11 protein-coding genes are annotated in these 15,601 nt (G+C 66.4%); 8 read left to right on the top strand and 3 right to left on the bottom strand.

Annotated features, from left to right (window positions below; translation table 11 throughout):
- The first annotated feature begins 10 nt into the window (after positions 1-10).
- Positions 11-244 (top strand): hypothetical protein, encoded by a 234-nt coding sequence (locus WC683_07190; GenBank protein MFA4972381.1) that lies wholly within the window; start codon positions 11-13, stop codon positions 242-244.
- Here WC683_07190 and WC683_07185 read toward each other — a convergent pair.
- Entirely contained in the window at positions 236-1,060 is an 825-nt protein-coding gene (locus WC683_07185) for a tyrosine-type recombinase/integrase (GenBank protein ID MFA4972380.1), read from the bottom strand. The two genes, WC683_07190 and WC683_07185, sit on opposite strands and share 9 nt — an antisense overlap.
- 199 nt (positions 1,061-1,259) lie before the next feature.
- Between WC683_07185 and WC683_07180 the strand changes: the two genes are divergently transcribed.
- The 7 genes from WC683_07180 to WC683_07150 are packed head-to-tail and all read left to right on the top strand — an operon-like array spanning position 1,260 to position 13,975.
- Positions 1,260-2,177 (top strand): hypothetical protein, encoded by a 918-nt coding sequence (locus WC683_07180; protein MFA4972379.1) that lies wholly within the window; start codon positions 1,260-1,262, stop codon positions 2,175-2,177.
- Positions 2,177-2,491, top strand: a complete 315-nt coding sequence (locus WC683_07175) for a hypothetical protein (GenBank protein ID MFA4972378.1) — start codon at positions 2,177-2,179, stop codon at positions 2,489-2,491. Before WC683_07180 ends, WC683_07175 begins: the two co-directional genes overlap by 1 nt.
- Before the next feature lie 9 nt (positions 2,492-2,500).
- Complete coding sequence (locus tag WC683_07170) at positions 2,501-4,189, top strand: hypothetical protein (protein MFA4972377.1); 1,689 nt, start codon at positions 2,501-2,503, stop codon at positions 4,187-4,189.
- 4 nt (positions 4,190-4,193) lie between these two features.
- Positions 4,194-5,018 (top strand): hypothetical protein, encoded by an 825-nt coding sequence (locus WC683_07165; protein MFA4972376.1) that lies wholly within the window; start codon positions 4,194-4,196, stop codon positions 5,016-5,018.
- A gap of 9 nt (positions 5,019-5,027) precedes the next feature.
- A complete protein-coding gene (locus tag WC683_07160) occupies positions 5,028-6,008 on the top strand; it encodes a hypothetical protein (GenBank protein ID MFA4972375.1) in 981 nt (326 codons plus the stop codon).
- 9 nt (positions 6,009-6,017) lie between these two features.
- Positions 6,018-7,301 carry a hypothetical protein gene (locus WC683_07155; GenBank protein ID MFA4972374.1) on the top strand — a complete coding sequence of 428 codons (1,284 nt, stop codon included), beginning with the start codon at positions 6,018-6,020 and terminating at the stop codon, positions 7,299-7,301.
- On the top strand, positions 7,301-13,975 hold the full coding sequence (locus WC683_07150; GenBank protein MFA4972373.1) for a DUF2934 domain-containing protein: 6,675 nt from the start codon (positions 7,301-7,303) through the stop codon (positions 13,973-13,975). The genes WC683_07155 and WC683_07150 overlap by 1 nt, the downstream gene beginning before the upstream one ends.
- Here the strand turns inward: WC683_07150 and WC683_07145 are convergent.
- Positions 13,972-15,054 (bottom strand): hypothetical protein, encoded by a 1,083-nt coding sequence (locus tag WC683_07145; protein ID MFA4972372.1) that lies wholly within the window; start codon positions 15,052-15,054, stop codon positions 13,972-13,974. The two genes, WC683_07150 and WC683_07145, sit on opposite strands and share 4 nt — an antisense overlap.
- A gap of 15 nt (positions 15,055-15,069) precedes the next feature.
- Positions 15,070-15,501 carry an ATP-dependent Clp protease proteolytic subunit gene (locus WC683_07140; protein MFA4972371.1) on the bottom strand — a complete coding sequence of 144 codons (432 nt, stop codon included), beginning with the start codon at positions 15,499-15,501 and terminating at the stop codon, positions 15,070-15,072.
- Positions 15,502-15,601 lie beyond the last annotated feature (100 nt).

Here is a 15,601-nt window from a genome sequence, read left to right as displayed (position 1 = left end):
GGTAACCCACATGGCCCCATCAAAAAGTAGCCGCAACCTGATCCTTGATCAGCTGCGAATTGTCTCCGAACAGGTCCTTCAGCTGATGCAGCGCATCGAGCGGCTCGAGCACCTCATCAGCGCCAACGAGTGCCGGCACCGGGGCTGTCGCATCGCCCGGCAGCGCGCCCTGGAACAGGTCATTGTTGCGTTCACCGAGGACCTGGAAGAGATGTCCGCGCGCAGCCCTGAACCGTCAGAGTAGCAGCGGCAAGACCTTCAGCGCCTCCCGCATCTGGTCCATGTCGACCGTTGTGTAGATGGCCGTCATGCTCGCGTCGATCCGGGCGTGGCCCATCAGCTTGCGGATGGTCGGGAACGGGGCGCCGAACTTGAACATCCAGGTCGCGAACGTACGGCGCAGAGTGTGCGGCGTCAGGAACGACAGGCCGGTGGCCTTGCGGATCCGATCGAAGCCGCGGCTGATGCCGTTGCGGTCGACATTCAGGGGGCAGAGATCCAGCAAAGGTTTAAGCTCGGGACGATATGGGATCTGCAGAGGATTACCGGTCTTCATCAGCGTCCCCTGGAAGACCAGCCGGTCGTTGAAGATGACGCCCGGGCCCAGCTGCAGGATGTTCATCCGGCGCAGGCCCGTGTACAGGCCGATGCCCACGAACGGGTACAGGTACTTCGACCAGTCCGCGCGGGCCGCCTCCAGTACGGCGCGCCCCTGCTCGATGGTCAGCGCCTCCTTTGGCAGGCTCTCGACCCGCGCGATGCGCACGTGCTTCGCCGGGTTCTTGAACGCTAAGTCGTTTTCGATGAGCCAGTTCCAGAAGCGCACGCAGAACGACTTCGTCAGCCGGCGAGTGGCCGCGGCGTGCTCGCGGTTGTTGATGGCGACCTGCAGATCGTTGGGCGTGATCGTGTTGATGCTCTGGCCCTTGAAGCGGGGCTCCAGGTGGCACCGATACACATGACCGTAGATGGCGTAGGTCTTCGGCCTCCACACGTCCTTGTGGGCGAGGAAGAACCGGCCGATCTGGTGCGTGAACTCGGTTTCAGTTGGGCGCGGCATTTGCACCTCCTTTCGACCCCCATTGTACCTTCTTCGGCGAAAGGGCGCAAGCAACTTTCATAAGTTCCCATAAAACAACACTTTATGGGCCCGAGCCACAAGGCGTACTTGTGCAAGCTGATGTCATAACTCTTTTCGCTCTTGGCAGTTAAGTCATTCCGTTACCGGCCGCCCTGTACCCACTTACCGGATGGAATCCATGAACTATTTGCAGCTCCGAAACGAGGTCAAGCGGCTCACCGGTCGGAACGATGCGCAGTTTGATGACCGCGTCGGCAAGGCGTTGAACCGCGCCGTTCGGTCGTGGACGCGTGAGTTTCCCTGTGAGACGTGCGAGTGCGAGGGCACGGTCACGCACCAGGGCGGCAACACGCTTGTCTTCCCGGAGTTTGTCGATCGCGTCGTCTGGCTCGCGGACGTGACCAACAAGGCCGAGGTCCCGGTCGGCGATCGCCAGTGGGACCGGACGCACACGTACAGCTACCTGAACGAGACGTCGGGCAACGCCGTCCAGTGGGAGCCGGTGGGCTACGTCGCGACCCTGACCGGTGTGACCGGCTACCTCGAGGGACGGCTCGCATCCAACTCCTCGACCGTGCCCCAGATCAAGATCCTGGGCAAGCGCCTCTACGACGCGACCATGGGCGATCTGTCCATGTCGACCGTCATAGACGGCTTCAGCCCCACAAACGCCACCGGGCTCACCACGACGGGCATGTTCCTGGAGGTCGACTCCATTCACATCGACGCCCCGCTCGGGATTGCCTCCGAGATCCGGTGCCAGGGCAACATCGTGGCCATCATCAATCCGTTCGAGAACGAGTCCAGGTACTACAAGATCCGCCTGGTCGACAAGCCGGCCGCCGGCACCGTCTTCAAGTACCGTGCCGTCCAGCGGCCTGCGCTCTTCAAGAACGATTACGCCGCGGCCCCGGTTGGGATCGACAGCGACTATCTGATCTGGGAGGCGGCCAGCGACATCTACTTCCAGCTGAAGGAAGATGACCGCGGCGTCATGGCCAAGCGCATGGCCGACAAGATCGCGCAGGATCGCCGGTCCTACGACCAACAGTTCGGCGACTGGAGCGGGCGCGCTGTCCCGGAGGACCTGACCTAATGAACATGATCATCCGCGTCTTCTTCGACGGCCAGACCGGCTGGCACGACGTCGTGCCGCAGGCCCAGACCGCCGATCAGCTCAAGCTCGAGGCCGCAAAGGCTGCCGACGCCGTCGAGAGCAGCGGCTTCTGGCACGGGCAGGTTTATCACCGCCCCTGCCGCGTCTTGCGGGCGGTCATTGTCGATCTCGACGCACCTGTGGTTGCGGACGACCCCGATCCCGTGGTGATCGCGCGCCCATCCGCCACCCGTCGCAAGCAGCCGCTCACCGCTGGCGATCCCAACGACCCCAACTACACGCCCCCCGCATAGGAGTAGCCGATGGCTCAAGCACAGCAGCTGCCTGATGAACCCGTCTATGAGATGTGGTTCGACCACGCGGGCGGGGTGAACCGCTGGGATACCCCGTTCCAACAGCCCAACCAGGCCTTCGAGTACTACAACGCCTACATCGACCGAGTCGCCCGCCGCGAGACCCGCTGGGGCGTGACGTGCCTGGGCGGTGTGATCGGTCAGACCCCGCGCGGCTTCGGCGCCTACGTCAGCAACAGCGACACGTACATGCTGGTCGGGATCTTCGGCGACAAGTACTACTACTCGGCGCTGGACGGAACCTGGACCCGGGGCTCAACGGCCATCTCGTTCTCGGTCACCAAAAGCTATGGCTTCGTTCGCGGGAACTTTCTCGATGGCGGCACCACGTCCACGGCCTGCCTGTACATCTACCCCTACCACGGCACCAGTTATACCAATCAGCAGCCGCTGACGCGTACCGACTGGAGCTCGACGGCAGGGCAGTCTACCGGCTTGACCCTGTGCCCGCAGGCCGCGTGCTGGTGGCAGAACCGGCTGTGGGTCGGCAACATCCGCTACCCCACGACGCTGGGCCTGGACCGCAATTCGCTCTGCTGGTCGGACATCGGAAATGGGGACGTTTTGTCAACCGACCAGAGCATACGAATCGCCCCCGGTGATGGGGACGAGATCACAGGCCTTCTTCCCGCGCGGTCCTCGGACAACTCCCTGTACATCTTCAAGAAGCGCAGCATCTGGCGCCTGGACGTGGCCTGGGGCACGGGCGTGTACCTCCCGGTAACGGAGGACAACATCGACACGACGGCGTCTCGGCTGAACATGGTCGCGGAGAAGGTCGGCTGCATCGCTCCCCGGACGCTGTGCTATGTCGGCTCGGGGCGCGAGGCGGACGTCTTCTTCTTGTCCGGCGACGGGGTCCGGTCTGTGCGGCGCGTTGAGCAGGACGTGGCTGGCGGTGCGGGTGACTGCGTGAGCAAGCCCATCCAGGACGTCATGGCGCGCATCAACTGGGACTACGTGTACGTCGCCACCGCATGTGTCTACGACAACAAGTACCACCTGGCCGTGCCGCTGGACGACTCCACGACCAACAACTACGTCTTCGTCTTCGATCTGATCCAGAAGCGGTGGATCGGCACGTACCTGTGGAGCGTCCTGGACTGGACGGTCGTCGGGTCGGCAACCGCGGCCGGTTACTGGGGCGGTATCAACCTGCACTTCTTGACGACGCAGACGTACGGCACAAGCCCGACGTTCAGCTACCTGTCCTATCAGGCCTACATGCCGGACTCGGTACAGGACGTCGGCTACACGGACATTCGCTATTCCGAGTTCAGCCGGCCGCTCTACTTCAACGACCCCACCCGGACCAAGCGCTGGGACTGGGCCGAGTGGTACTACTACCCGCCGGCCACCGACATGACCGTGAGCATCTACGCCGCGACAGACCTCTACACCGGCTACGGTCTGATCGGCCACTACGTCATGTCGGCCAGCGCGACGTACGCCAAGAATCCCGCGGACGCGCCCTGGACCGCAACACGCTACGGCATCCGGTCCTTCCGCGTCCCTCTCCAGGACGTCCCCCATGGCCGGTTCTTGCAGTTGTACCTGAATGCACAGGGCCCTGCGCGCATCAGCATCTACGGCACCAAGGTAGCCGCCCGCTACTTCAACGACCTCTGGACGGAGTAACACCATGGACTTGTTCGGCAGCATCGGCAACACGATCGGCGGCGTCATGAGCGCCAACAGCCAGAAGAGCGCGGCGTCTCGGATGCGCAAGCTCCTGGTCGGCCTGTACCAGGACACGTCCAAGAAGATGGACGCGGCCCAGACCAATCAGATGGAGACGCTCATGCGCGGGCTCCAGCAGGCGACGACGGCGGGCAATCAGACGTACGCGGCCTCCCAGAATGCGGGCAACGCGAGCCTGCTCAGCGTCCTGGCCAACCCCGCGTACAAGGCACAGGCCGCGTACCTGATGGAGGCCTTCGATCAGGGCATTCCTGAGAGCCAGGCCAACGCGATGTCCAGTCGGCTGCGCACGGCCCAGGCGGCCCAGGGCATCGAGGGTGGGGCCGCGGCGTACGACGAGGCCAAGTACCTGACGCAGGCGGCCGACGAGCGCCGGCAGGAACTTCTGCCCCAGCTCCGGCAGTTGGCCATGGATCCGTTCCAGATTAAGCAGGCGGCCGTGACCAGCGACCTGCAGAACCGCGGCGCCGCGCAGGGCATCGGCTTCCAAAACCTGCAGCAGCTCATGGGCGTGCAGTCGGCGGCCATCAACAACGCCAACCAGGAGGTCCTGCCCCTGGCACAGCTCGGCGCCAGCCTCTACGGCCAGGTGCCGTACAGCGCGGCGAACCCCTGGGCGAACCTGTCGGCCGGGATTGGCCAGACGATGGACAGCGCCAGCGAGATGATCATGAGCCTGTTCGGCGGCGCGGGCGGCGCTGCCGCGGGGCTGGGCGGGCAGATCGCAAAGACGCCGACCAGCTTCTTCTCGGGCTTGATGGGCTAAGGGGGACACATGGCGAACAGTGACTATTCCTTCTACGGCGGCAACCCGTACTCCAGCTTCTACCAGTCGATGTTCAGCGGCGGCGCGGGCGGGTACAACGGCCTGAGCGTCGGCGGCAGCTCGAACTACCTGAGCTCGTTCGGCTTCCAGCTGCCGACCAGCCTCGGGGGCTTCATCGGCGCGTACCTCCCGGACGTCGCCAGCCAGGGCTTCCGGCCCAGCTCGGCCATGCGCCAGGGCTACAGCGATTTCCTCGGCTCGGATGCGGCGGGCACAACCGAGGGCATCCAGGCGTACCTGAAGCAGCTCCAGACCAGCCCCGAGATCCAGGACATGGGCAAGCGCTCGGAGTTCTCCGGCTACGGCACGTACCTCGAGGGCGACGAGGAGGGGGCGCTGAGCCTGTCCGACTTCGTGGCCAAGGCCATGGGCGAGAGCGGCAGTGCGATGGCCAAGGCCTACGGCAGCCTCGGGGTCGGCGCCGACGTCGCGACCACGGACCTGGAGGCGCTCCTGTCCGGCGGCACGTCGGCCATCGGCAAGGCGGCTGGTGCGACCACGGACGCGGCCCGGGAAGCGATCTTCGCCCAGCTGGTGGGCAACAACCTCATTGACCTGGGCGACCAGACGTTCAACCCGTTCAGCTCCGACATCCTTTCCGACATGTACAGCCTCGACCTCGGGAACAAGGGCTTGTCCGGACAGGCGCTCGCCAGCCTCGCCGGCGGCCTGCTCTCGACGCAGAACCTCGACATCACCGGCCAGCTCGCCGGGGCGTTCGGTCGCGCGCGCGAGACGGGGGCCGACCTGGGCTACAAGGGCAAGGGGCTCGGCAACGCCCTGGCCGACATCGCCGGTGGCCTGACGTCCCGCGGGCAGACCGTGGGGCAGGGCGGCGACCTGGCCATGCTCATCGACCAGATGTTCGGCGGCGCCAAGATCAAGGGTAGCGGCGGACTGTACAGTTACCTCACGAAGAAGTTTGCATAGGAGACGCCCATGCCCGTCATCGACGAAGGCAGTTATTCCCAGTTCGTCCAGACCCTGAACGCGTACCAGGGCCAGGCGCGGCAGTTCGCCCTGGGCCTGGCACAGCTGAAGCAGGCGAAGGCCGAGTTCGATCAGCGCATGAAGTTCCAGAAGGAGACCTTCGACTTTGAGCGCCAGAAGTGGGCCGCCGAGGGCGCGCTCAACAAGGTGCGCCTGGACGCGGCCACCGAGGAACTGAACGCGTTCAAGGTGCAGCGGAAGGAGGCCGAGGAGGGCAAGAAGGAGTTCCAGACCTTCAACACCGAGGCCTACGTCCCGTACCTCGAGGCCCTGCGCAGCGACGACCCCGCTGCGGTCCAGATGGCCAAGCAGAACCTCGACCGGCGCCTGGCCACGCTGTCGCCCGCCGGGCAGAAGACCTTCTACGGCGTCCAGCAGCAGGCCCTCGAGTCCAAGTGGTACGAGCCCAAGGTCATGTCTGAGATCGCGCGCAACTACGGCGCCGGGCAGAGCACCGCGGGCAAGGCCAAGCCGGACGAGGTGGCCAAGTTCCTGACCGCCAACCGCGAGATCTTCCGCACGACGGCCATGGGCGTGGATCCCAAGGAGTCGCTGGCCGACCTCGACGCCCGGGAGAAGAACCTGGCCGAGAAGCAGGAGCCGATCCGGGGCGCCTTCCACTCCGCGCTGTCCTCGTCGCAGGTCGTGACCAACGAGGCCATCTCGGCCGCGCTGGCCGGCAACCTCGCGTCCGGCGGGGGCGCGGCGAACGCCATGAGCGTCATCAAGGACGCCATCGGCAAGTCCTCGGGCACGACGCAGAAGCGGCTCGAGGAGCTGCTCTCGTCCTTCGAGGGCTGGCGGCAGGAGCTCACCGACATCAACGTCGAGCGCAGCGCCGTCCTGTCCCAGAAGCAGCTGGTGGACACGTTCCTGGACTTCAGCACCAACGACCTCGCTGATGCCGCGGTCCGGGGCGATGAGGCCGCCGCGGTCGACAAGGGCAAGAAGGCACGCGCGCTCCTGGAGCCCTACGGCAAGGTGATCCAGCAGATCAGCCGCGGCCAGACGTATGCCGCCCTTTCGCGCACGACGGACACGGCCAAGCGCGCGGCCCTGATTGCGACCCTGCGGCAGGACATCGCCAGCGCTGTCAAGAACCAGACTGACAAGCCCGGCCTGCATGAGAGCCTGATCGAGAACATCCTCGCGTCCATCGACGCGAACACCAAGCAGTACGTCCCCGCGCCCGCCCCCACGGGTAACACCGACAGCAAACTCGGAGCTGAGTAATGCCCAACCCCTACGCCCGTCAGTTGGATTCCCTACCCCCGCTTCAGACCGGGCCCACGCCTCTGCCCGATGGGGACGAGTCCAAGAACCCGGACTACGACCTGGTGCCCAACGTCGGCCCGCCCCAGGTCCTGGAACAGACCCTGCCCATCCAGCAGGCGCAGGTCTACCAGGACGCCGAGCGCGCGATGTACCCCCTCGAGATGATGGGCTCCCGGCTCACGGCCCTGTTCACGGGCGATCAGGACCAGGAGCTGCAGGGCGCCGGCCAGGGCGTGCGGCGGCAGGAGGGTGAGCAGGGCTGGGCGAAGTTCGTCGCCGCCGAGGACGCGGACCGCCAGCGCTTCCAGGAGTTCACGCAGCACCTGGACGGCCGCGGCGTCAAGTACGAGGGCGGGCGCAAGGACCTGATCGAGGGCGGCGAGGCGTACCTGACGCGCTGGCTCGGGCCGGAATGGGAGCTGCGCGCGACCCCCGAGCAGGCCAGGCAGTTCCGGGCCATGGGGCGGCTGAACGAGGCCGTGACCAAGGGGGTGCTCAAGGAGCCGGATCAGGCCGCGGTCTCCATCCGCGTCCGGGACAAGATGCTGTCCCAGCTCAAGATCGCGCCGGCGAACATGGGCACCGGCCAGTTTGAGGAGGACATGCGCCTCTTCGACCTGTGGGGCAAGACCTACGACAACCCGGCCCTGCTCAACCAGACGTGGGGCGGCCACCAGCTGGCGCAGCGGGCCAACGAACGGCTCGCGCGCTGGTACTACTACCAGCACGGCGTCGAGGCCAAGGACGTGCCCAGGGCCGACATGCACAGCTTCGCCAAGGCCCTGGCGTACGGCTACGATGGCCTGCGGCAGAAGGCCGTCAACGCCCTTAAGTGGCAGGCCGTGGGCGCGACCGTGGGCGAGCAGGACATGCTCGAGGACGGCACCATCCTGCCCGGCACCATGCCCTTCTACCGCAAGACGGTCCTGGACTTCCAGTGGAACCGCGAGAACAACGCCGGCCAGGGCGATCTGGCCAGGCTGACCCAGTTCAACGCCCGGCAGCGGGTGCAGGAGCTGCTCACCGAGCGGCCGGGCACCGTCCTGACCAAGCTCCTGCCCGAGGCCGAGCAGAACCCCAAGCTGCGCGACTACGTGTCCAAGCTGACCGGGGAGCTGGCCAACATCGAGGACCCCACGGAGCGGCACCGGGCATTCCGGAAGGCGATCAACAGCCCCTCCGCGGCCGAGCGGAAGGTCTGGGAGCTGGCCAGCCCCCGCGGCTACGAGCCGAACAGCGGCTGGACCCAGGAGGAGTGGGCTGCCCTGAGCGCTATGTCCACGCGCCTGGACTCCTACGAGACCTACCTCTCCGGCAAGGACCTGGAGCGACAGCAGAAGCTGGACCAGCTCCGGCCCAGCGGCTGGGACCCCGAGGCCAGCATCGTCATGGCCGACTGGAGCCGGCAGCGGGGGCTTGCCGAGCAGGAGTACAGCAAGAAGCTGGCCCAAGGTCTGGCCAACGCCCCGATCACGAACACCATCCTGTGGCCGCTCAAGGCCATGGACTACCTGGTCAAGAAGACCGGGGTTGCCAGCCTGAACCGGGCGCTCCTGCAGCCGGCCATGGCCGAGATCGCAGAGGCCGCCCTCAACACGCCGCAGCCCGAGGGCCTGAACCTCGTCCTGCCCGAGCCGTCCGTGTTCGAGCGCTTCACCCGGGACGTCATCGGCTACAAGCACGACCCGGCGACGACGCAGCAGCGCTACGCCGAGCGGACCCTGGCCGGCGAGACGACCTGGCTGGACGACCTCTGGCTTCTGACCTCGACGGTGGGTGATGGCCTGGCACGGCTCCCGCAGCTGGGCCTCGAGGATCCCATGACCTTCGCCGCGTTCGGCGCCGTCGCCGGCAAGTGGGGCAAGGTCGCCGGCAAGGTGGGCGATACCATGGTCGCCGCGGGCGTGCCCGTGCGCGTGGCCGGCCTGGCTGAAATGGCCCTGAACCCGGTCGCCGGGCAGGGCATGGGCAAGGTCCTGAACATGAGCCCGAAGCTCGTGCGCCTGCTGGGCGCCTGGCCGGGCCGTGTCGTCAAGATGCTGAACCAGCTGCACAAGGACCCCGCGCTGGCCGCCAAGGTCTCGGCGTACTGGAACAAGTACATGTCCGAGCTCGAGACCGGCGCCCGGGCCTCCCGCCCCGAGGAGCTGATCTCGAAGGGCGAATCCACCCTGGCCGCGCTGCTCGTCAAGGGGCGCAAGGGCGAGGTGCGGGCCAACGACCTGTGGAACATGGACCTCTCCATGCTCTCCGACGTCGAGGCCCGCCAGATCTTCCTGCCCTTCGCGCGCGCCAAGCTCAGCATCGGGTCGGGCGGCGCCGAGGCGGCTGCGCAGTTTGCGTCGGACGTGGGCAGCCTGGCCCAGCTGGAGACGGCCCTGCGGATGGACAAGACCGCGGCCACGAAGATGGGCCGGTCCCTGACCGAGCTCTACGTCGATGCCCACAACGCCGTCGCCAAGGGCATGTTCCCCGTCTGGCGTAAGGCCCTGGACTCCCACATGGCCCAGAAGCTGATGGCGCCGGAGTCGCGGCAGCGCTGGCTCGAGTACTTCGACCGGTCGGTCAAGCTGGCCGACGTCGCCCCCCACGTCACGAAGGGCGCGCGCGATGCCATGACCGCCCTGGCCGCGCACAGCGAGACGGTGGCCGAGGTCGCCACCCTGTTCGAGTGGGGCAAGGAGTACATCCAGATCCGGAAGGCGGGCCTGGAGTCGGACCTACGCGTGATCGGGCACCAGGAGACGCTCCAGAAGGAGGCCTACCTGATCGCCGAGCGCAACGGCTTCCAGGGTGCGCCCAAGGACTACTGGGCCCAGGCAGAGCAGGCCATGGCCCAGCGCAAGGCCGGCGCCGAGCGCAAGCTGGCGTCCATGGACAACCACCGGCTCCAGCTCGAGAGCGAGATCCGCAACATCACGGAGCTCAGCAAGGTCGACATCTCCGGGCAGCATGGCACGGTGGGGCTCGAGGCCGGCACCCGGCACAACCTCACGCCCGAGGTGCAGCGCTTCCTCGTGGACGGCATGTTCGACCTGGTCGAGACGCACGGCGAGGGCATCCTCCACGACCTGGGACTGCCCGCCGTCTGGGCCCGGCACTACACGGCCATCCAAGAGGCCGCGGCCAAGCCCCTGCACAAGATCGAGCGCCGGATCAACCGCACGGCCCGGGCTCTGGAGAAGGGCGACGTCGTGCGGGCGGCCAAGATCGCGGGACTGCCCGAGGGCGCCACGGCCCAGGACATCCTGGCGAAGACCGGCGAGCTGCATGAGCAGGCGGCTGCCCAGCGCGCCGGCCTGCGGGACAGCGCCCGCGAGCTCGCCCGGCAGAAGATGCCCAAGTCCCTGTTCCAGGTGCCGACCCTGGCAGAGGCACACCAGCAGGTGCTGCAGGTGACCCGGCGCCACGCCGAGGCCATGAACGACCTGGCCCAGATGGAGTCGGGGCCGGCGGCGACGTACCTGGAGCTGATCAACCTCAAGAAGAACCCGCACTACTACAACCGGGCCATGGGGCTGGTCGACGTCTACACCACGGCGCAGAACAACATCAACACCCTGATGCTGAACCGGCTGCAGCGCAACATCAACCGGCTGCCCCTGGGCGATCAGCGGACCCTGAACCAGATCCTGTCCGGCGAGCTTGAGGCCTCCGCGGTAGGGGGCGAGCTGGCCAAGATTGCCTTCGACGACGCCCACCTGCGCAACATGGTCCTGGACCTCATGGTCCAGCGCGGCAAGCTGACCAAGAAGCAGGCCGACATCTTCAAGATCACGCCCTACGAGGACCACTACTACCTGGCGCACACCGAAGCGGCCAAGTTTCGGGCCCAGGGGACGCCCCTGAACCGGGAGACGGAGATGCAGGCCAACACCGGCCCGGCGCGGCTGCCGGAGCACGAGGCCATCCAGGCCCAGCGCTCCTTCCGGCACGCCCGGGTACGCCTGCGCGGGGGTGAGGTCAAGTACTTCACCCTCGAGGAGAACGGCGGCAAGGCGACCAAGGCCAACGAGGCGGCCCGCGGCTGGGTCAAGGAGCAGCTCGACAGCCATGAGCTCCGCAAGGAGGACGTCCTCGGCATCGATGAGGCCATGGGCGAGAAGGAAGCGGCCATCCTCGGGTTCGTGGGCACGGACGGCACCCTGCGCGTCGACCGCATCCGCCGGCTGTTCGCCGATGCCATGCGCGACGACTTCTTCGCCCACGTCGCCATGATGCCCGGCCTGAAGCGGACCAACGTCCAGGACCTGCCGCTGAAGCGGCGCCGGGAGTGGACCAATAAGGCGCTCGTGGGCAAGGACTGGGGCGCGCTCGAGGGCTTCTACGTCCACAAGTCCGTGCTGCGCATGATGAACACCTGGGACCAGTGGCACGAGGTCATGGACGCCGCCGCCGAGTCCGTCAAGCAGCAGATCGGTGAGGTCTGGACGCCCACGGGTTACCTGGAGAGGATCATGTACGGCGAGCAGTCCGAGGGGCTGGTCGCGCGCATCGCCCGCCGCGTTGACAAGCAGTGGCGGCACAACTTCATCATCCGCAATCCGGGCAGCTGGGTCAACAACCACCTGGGCGGCCTCGTCAGCTCGATAATGTCCGGCGCCGCTCCCTGGGACCCCCGGTTTCATCAGGCCAGGCACCGCTTCTACGACCTGTTGGACGAGATGGCCAAAGGTGCCGGCAAGAACAGGGGCGAGCCCGAGACGGCCCGGGCCCTGGACGAGCACACCCTCTTCAACGACGTGGCCATGGTCGGCGGCCTGACGCCGTCCGGCGGCCTGACGGGGAAGCTCCACCTGGAGGAGGCCACTACGTGGGGGGCCTTGGGCAAGCGCGTCAAGGACGGCATCCGCGCTGAGCAGAACCGGCTGGTCAACGACCTCTTCAACACCGACTCGGCCATCACCCGGCTCGAGCTGGTCATGAGCAAGGGCAAGCTCAAGGACGCCGAGGCGCGCCGGGCCAGCGACATGCTCGAGGCCCTGGACACCAAGCGCCGCGAGCTCCAGCGCGAGCTCCGGCTCCAGGACATGCGCTCGCCCGAGGTGGACATGGCCAGCCTGGGCAAGGAGGCGTGGCGCACCCTGGCCAACCCGGAGAAGTCCCAGCTGTCGCAGTGGCTGGCCAACCGGTACGGCCTGGTCGACCCGAGCTACCGCTACGCCACGTACCACTACCTGCGCACGGCCCGCGGCTACAGCAAGGAGCGGGCCCTGGACACGCTCCAGGAGCTGTTCCAGAACTACAGCGCCGTCCCGCCCTGGGTGCGCACGCTGCAGTCGGTGCCGGTCTTCGGCGCGTTCGTGCCCAGCTTCGCGTACGAGGCCGGCCGGCTTGTGGCCAACGCCCTGTACCACGACCCGGGCAAGTTCCTGGCCCTGAGCTCCGTCCCGTTCGTCTGGAACATGGCCAACATGTCAGCGAACGGCATCATGCCATCTGAGTACTTCGCCACGACGTCGGCCCGCACCTGGACCGACCAGCTGAAGGAGATGTGCACGACGCTGCGCGTGGACGTAGGCGACACCATGCTGCGCTGGAACGTGTCCCAGGCCTCGTACCTGGCGCCCTTCCTGTCCTCAAGCGGCGCATTCAAGCTGCTGGCCGATCGCATGGGTGAGTGGCAGGAGCAGAACCTGCCCTACGCTGCCTCGATTCCGATGGCCGCGCTGGGCAACTACGCCAGTAACTTCGTGGCCAACAACCCGCTGGCCGAGATGGTCACGACGCACGGCCTGGGCCTGAACGTGCGCGAGCGCACCGTCAGCTACGGGCGCTTTGCGGACATCTCCCCGTTGAAGGGGCTGGGGTCGGAACTGCTCAGCACCGTCGTGCCTCGGGTGCTGCTCCGGGCCGGCGAGGAGGCCGGAACAGTCGGGATGTCCTCGCTCCTGACGAAGCACAACAAGAGCGCCCTGATGGCCGGCCTGCGGACACTCACCGGACAGCCCGTCTCGGCTACTCCGCGCCGGGAGATGTTCGCGCGCATGATCTTGAAGTACGCCAACGTCGAGCGCCTAGGCTCGCTCATGCGTGATGCCCAGACGGACGACGAGATGGAGCGGCGGTCGCTAATCCTGAAGGCGGGACAGGAGCCGGACCCGGAGAAGCGCGCTGTGCTGATCCGGGAGGCGGCCCGTGTGATCAAGGAGATGAAGTCGGGGAAGGTGTTGATTGGCGAGACGTGGGTGGACGTGGGGGTGTCGGACGAGCGGGCGCTGCGCTTGGCCATCGAGCAGGCCAGTGCCAACCTCTACTCCGAAATCGAGCACATCCCGCTCGACAAGCTGCCGATGGCCCTCTTCGACATTGAGACGAGCACGCTGGCGCACTCAAACCGCAGCGAGGTCGAGCACATGTGGCGCCAGCTGACGGACGCGAACTACATGGCCGGCCGCGGTGATCTGGCCGAGCTCGCGACGACGGCCCAGCAGTGCTTCCAGTACGCGGACACCGCGCTCCGGCCCGAGGTGCGCGCCAAGTACATGGTCGGTGCTGTGACCTGCTTGCAGCAGATCCAGCGCCGCATCCAGACCATGTACTCGGCCAACCAGCTCGGCGCGCTGAAGGGCAAGATCGGGGCGATGCCCGCCGCGATGCAGCGGCTCATGATGCAGCACCTGGGACTCTAACGGGGGCAGGACGGTTGCCGTTTCGGCGCCGGAGGGCTAAAGAACCCTACCCGTGCGCTGCACTTTGACACACAGGCGTCGACGCAGGCCTGCTGGGCAACTTCACGCAAGCGCTTCGCCACCTCCGGCGTATGCCACGGGATCGAGATGCGCGCTGTGTCCGTGCCGTCGCCCCGCAGATCGGGGTAGTGCGATCCGGTCTGGAGGTTCGCCCGCACACAGGCCTTGAACAGCGCAGGCGTGTGCGCGTATGTCAGTAGGTGGGGGCTGGCGGGCACCCTGGAGATCCAGCGGCTCCACCCCTCGCCCTGGCACCAACAGGGCTGCACGCCGAACAGCGTCTCAACTGCGGTCGCCGTCTTGGCCCACATCCCCCCCTGGTACGCACGCCGCTGCTCCAGCCATGAGTCGATGCGCGCAATGAGCCCCGCGGATTGAACGGTCTGCGGATAATAGAAGCGGCAGGGACGGCTCCAGGTGATTGGCCAGGCGAGCGGGCGTAGGCGTTCGATGTTGTCCTTGGGCCCGATCAGCGCCCCGCCGCCGAACGCACCGAGGGGCTTGGTCGGGAAGAACGACATGACGGCCAGCCGGTAGGGCGCCCAGGGGAAGTCCTTGAACATGTCCGGGTACGCCGTGTGGGCGCAGTCATAGACGATCGCCATGTTGTACCGGCACCAGCGCAGGTCGATCGCCGTGCCCCCCAACGTCGAGGGCACGTACACGCAATCCTCTCGCATTGCCCAGCCCTCGGACAACCAGCTGCAGTCGCAGATCGGGTTGAACTCGATGGCCTGCACGGCGTCACTGCTAGAGGCCGCATCGTGCACCGCCCGGAACGTGCGCTCGGGCAGGACGATGGTGTGCCGGTCGCAGGTGCACAGCTGGTCGAACGCCAGCTCCAGGGCGTGGGTCGCCCGGTCGACGAGCAGCACGCCGATGTGGCTGGGCAGACGCAGCCAATCGTGCAGAGCGTCTTCGGCCTCCTTGGCCGCGTCTTTCCAGTGGATGTCCTGCAGGTGCGAGGGCAGCCACGGTACGGTCGTCGGCGCGTACAGGGGTATCCGTTCTGAGTACACGTGTTCTCCTTTCGGTTACAACACCAGGTCGACCAGCCCCAGGCGCACGGCCTCCTTGGGGCTGAGATAGTGCATGTGCCCACCGACCAGCCGCCGGCGCCAGAACGACACGCGCCGCCCGGTCAGGTCTGCGAGCAGGACATAGAACTTGTCCGCCATGGACTGGAACGCCCGCGTGCTCTCGGCCGTGATGACCTCGGCGTCATCGATGTACGGCTCGTGCAAACCGATCGTTGTATTCTTGTAGCACATCCTCGATCCGGGGGACCCGGCAGCAATCAACATCGGGGCACATGAGTACAGATCCCCGAAGCCTACGGTTTGTAGTTTCCCTGTCTCCCGTAGCGGGCCCCAGAGATCGATAAAGGCAGACGCAACTCCCAGGTCCCCGCCCGGGGAACAGACACACACTCTCAGCGAGTCGGCATTGCCGAACTTTTTCCGCATGAAGATCTCGAGATGGGATAGGCATATTTCTCCTAACACAAAAAACTCTCTCATGCCGCCTCCAGGACGGCCCCGGCCAGCAACTGCTGCTGACCGGGGC

The sequence above is a fragment of the bacterium genome, from assembly GCA_041648665.1.
In the GTDB taxonomy this organism is placed as follows: Bacteria; UBA10199; UBA10199; order 2-02-FULL-44-16; family JAAZCA01; genus JAFGMW01.
Note: the sequence above shows the minus strand (reverse complement) of the source record. Positions and strands in the feature narration are given on the sequence as shown.

Coding starts and splice junctions, on each gene's coding strand:
- WC683_07160 (MFA4972375.1), top strand. CDS start 5,028: ATGGCGAACAGTGACTATTCCTTCTACGGCGGCAACCCGTACTCCAGC.
- WC683_07155 (MFA4972374.1), top strand. CDS start 6,018: ATGCCCGTCATCGACGAAGGCAGTTATTCCCAGTTCGTCCAGACCCTG.
- WC683_07165 (MFA4972376.1), top strand. CDS start 4,194: ATGGACTTGTTCGGCAGCATCGGCAACACGATCGGCGGCGTCATGAGC.
- WC683_07140 (MFA4972371.1), bottom strand. CDS start 15,501: ATGCGGAAAAAGTTCGGCAATGCCGACTCGCTGAGAGTGTGTGTCTGT.
- WC683_07190 (MFA4972381.1), top strand. CDS start 11: ATGGCCCCATCAAAAAGTAGCCGCAACCTGATCCTTGATCAGCTGCGA.
- WC683_07170 (MFA4972377.1), top strand. CDS start 2,501: ATGGCTCAAGCACAGCAGCTGCCTGATGAACCCGTCTATGAGATGTGG.
- WC683_07175 (MFA4972378.1), top strand. CDS start 2,177: ATGAACATGATCATCCGCGTCTTCTTCGACGGCCAGACCGGCTGGCAC.
- WC683_07180 (MFA4972379.1), top strand. CDS start 1,260: ATGAACTATTTGCAGCTCCGAAACGAGGTCAAGCGGCTCACCGGTCGG.
- WC683_07150 (MFA4972373.1), top strand. CDS start 7,301: ATGCCCAACCCCTACGCCCGTCAGTTGGATTCCCTACCCCCGCTTCAG.
- WC683_07185 (MFA4972380.1), bottom strand. CDS start 1,060: ATGCCGCGCCCAACTGAAACCGAGTTCACGCACCAGATCGGCCGGTTC.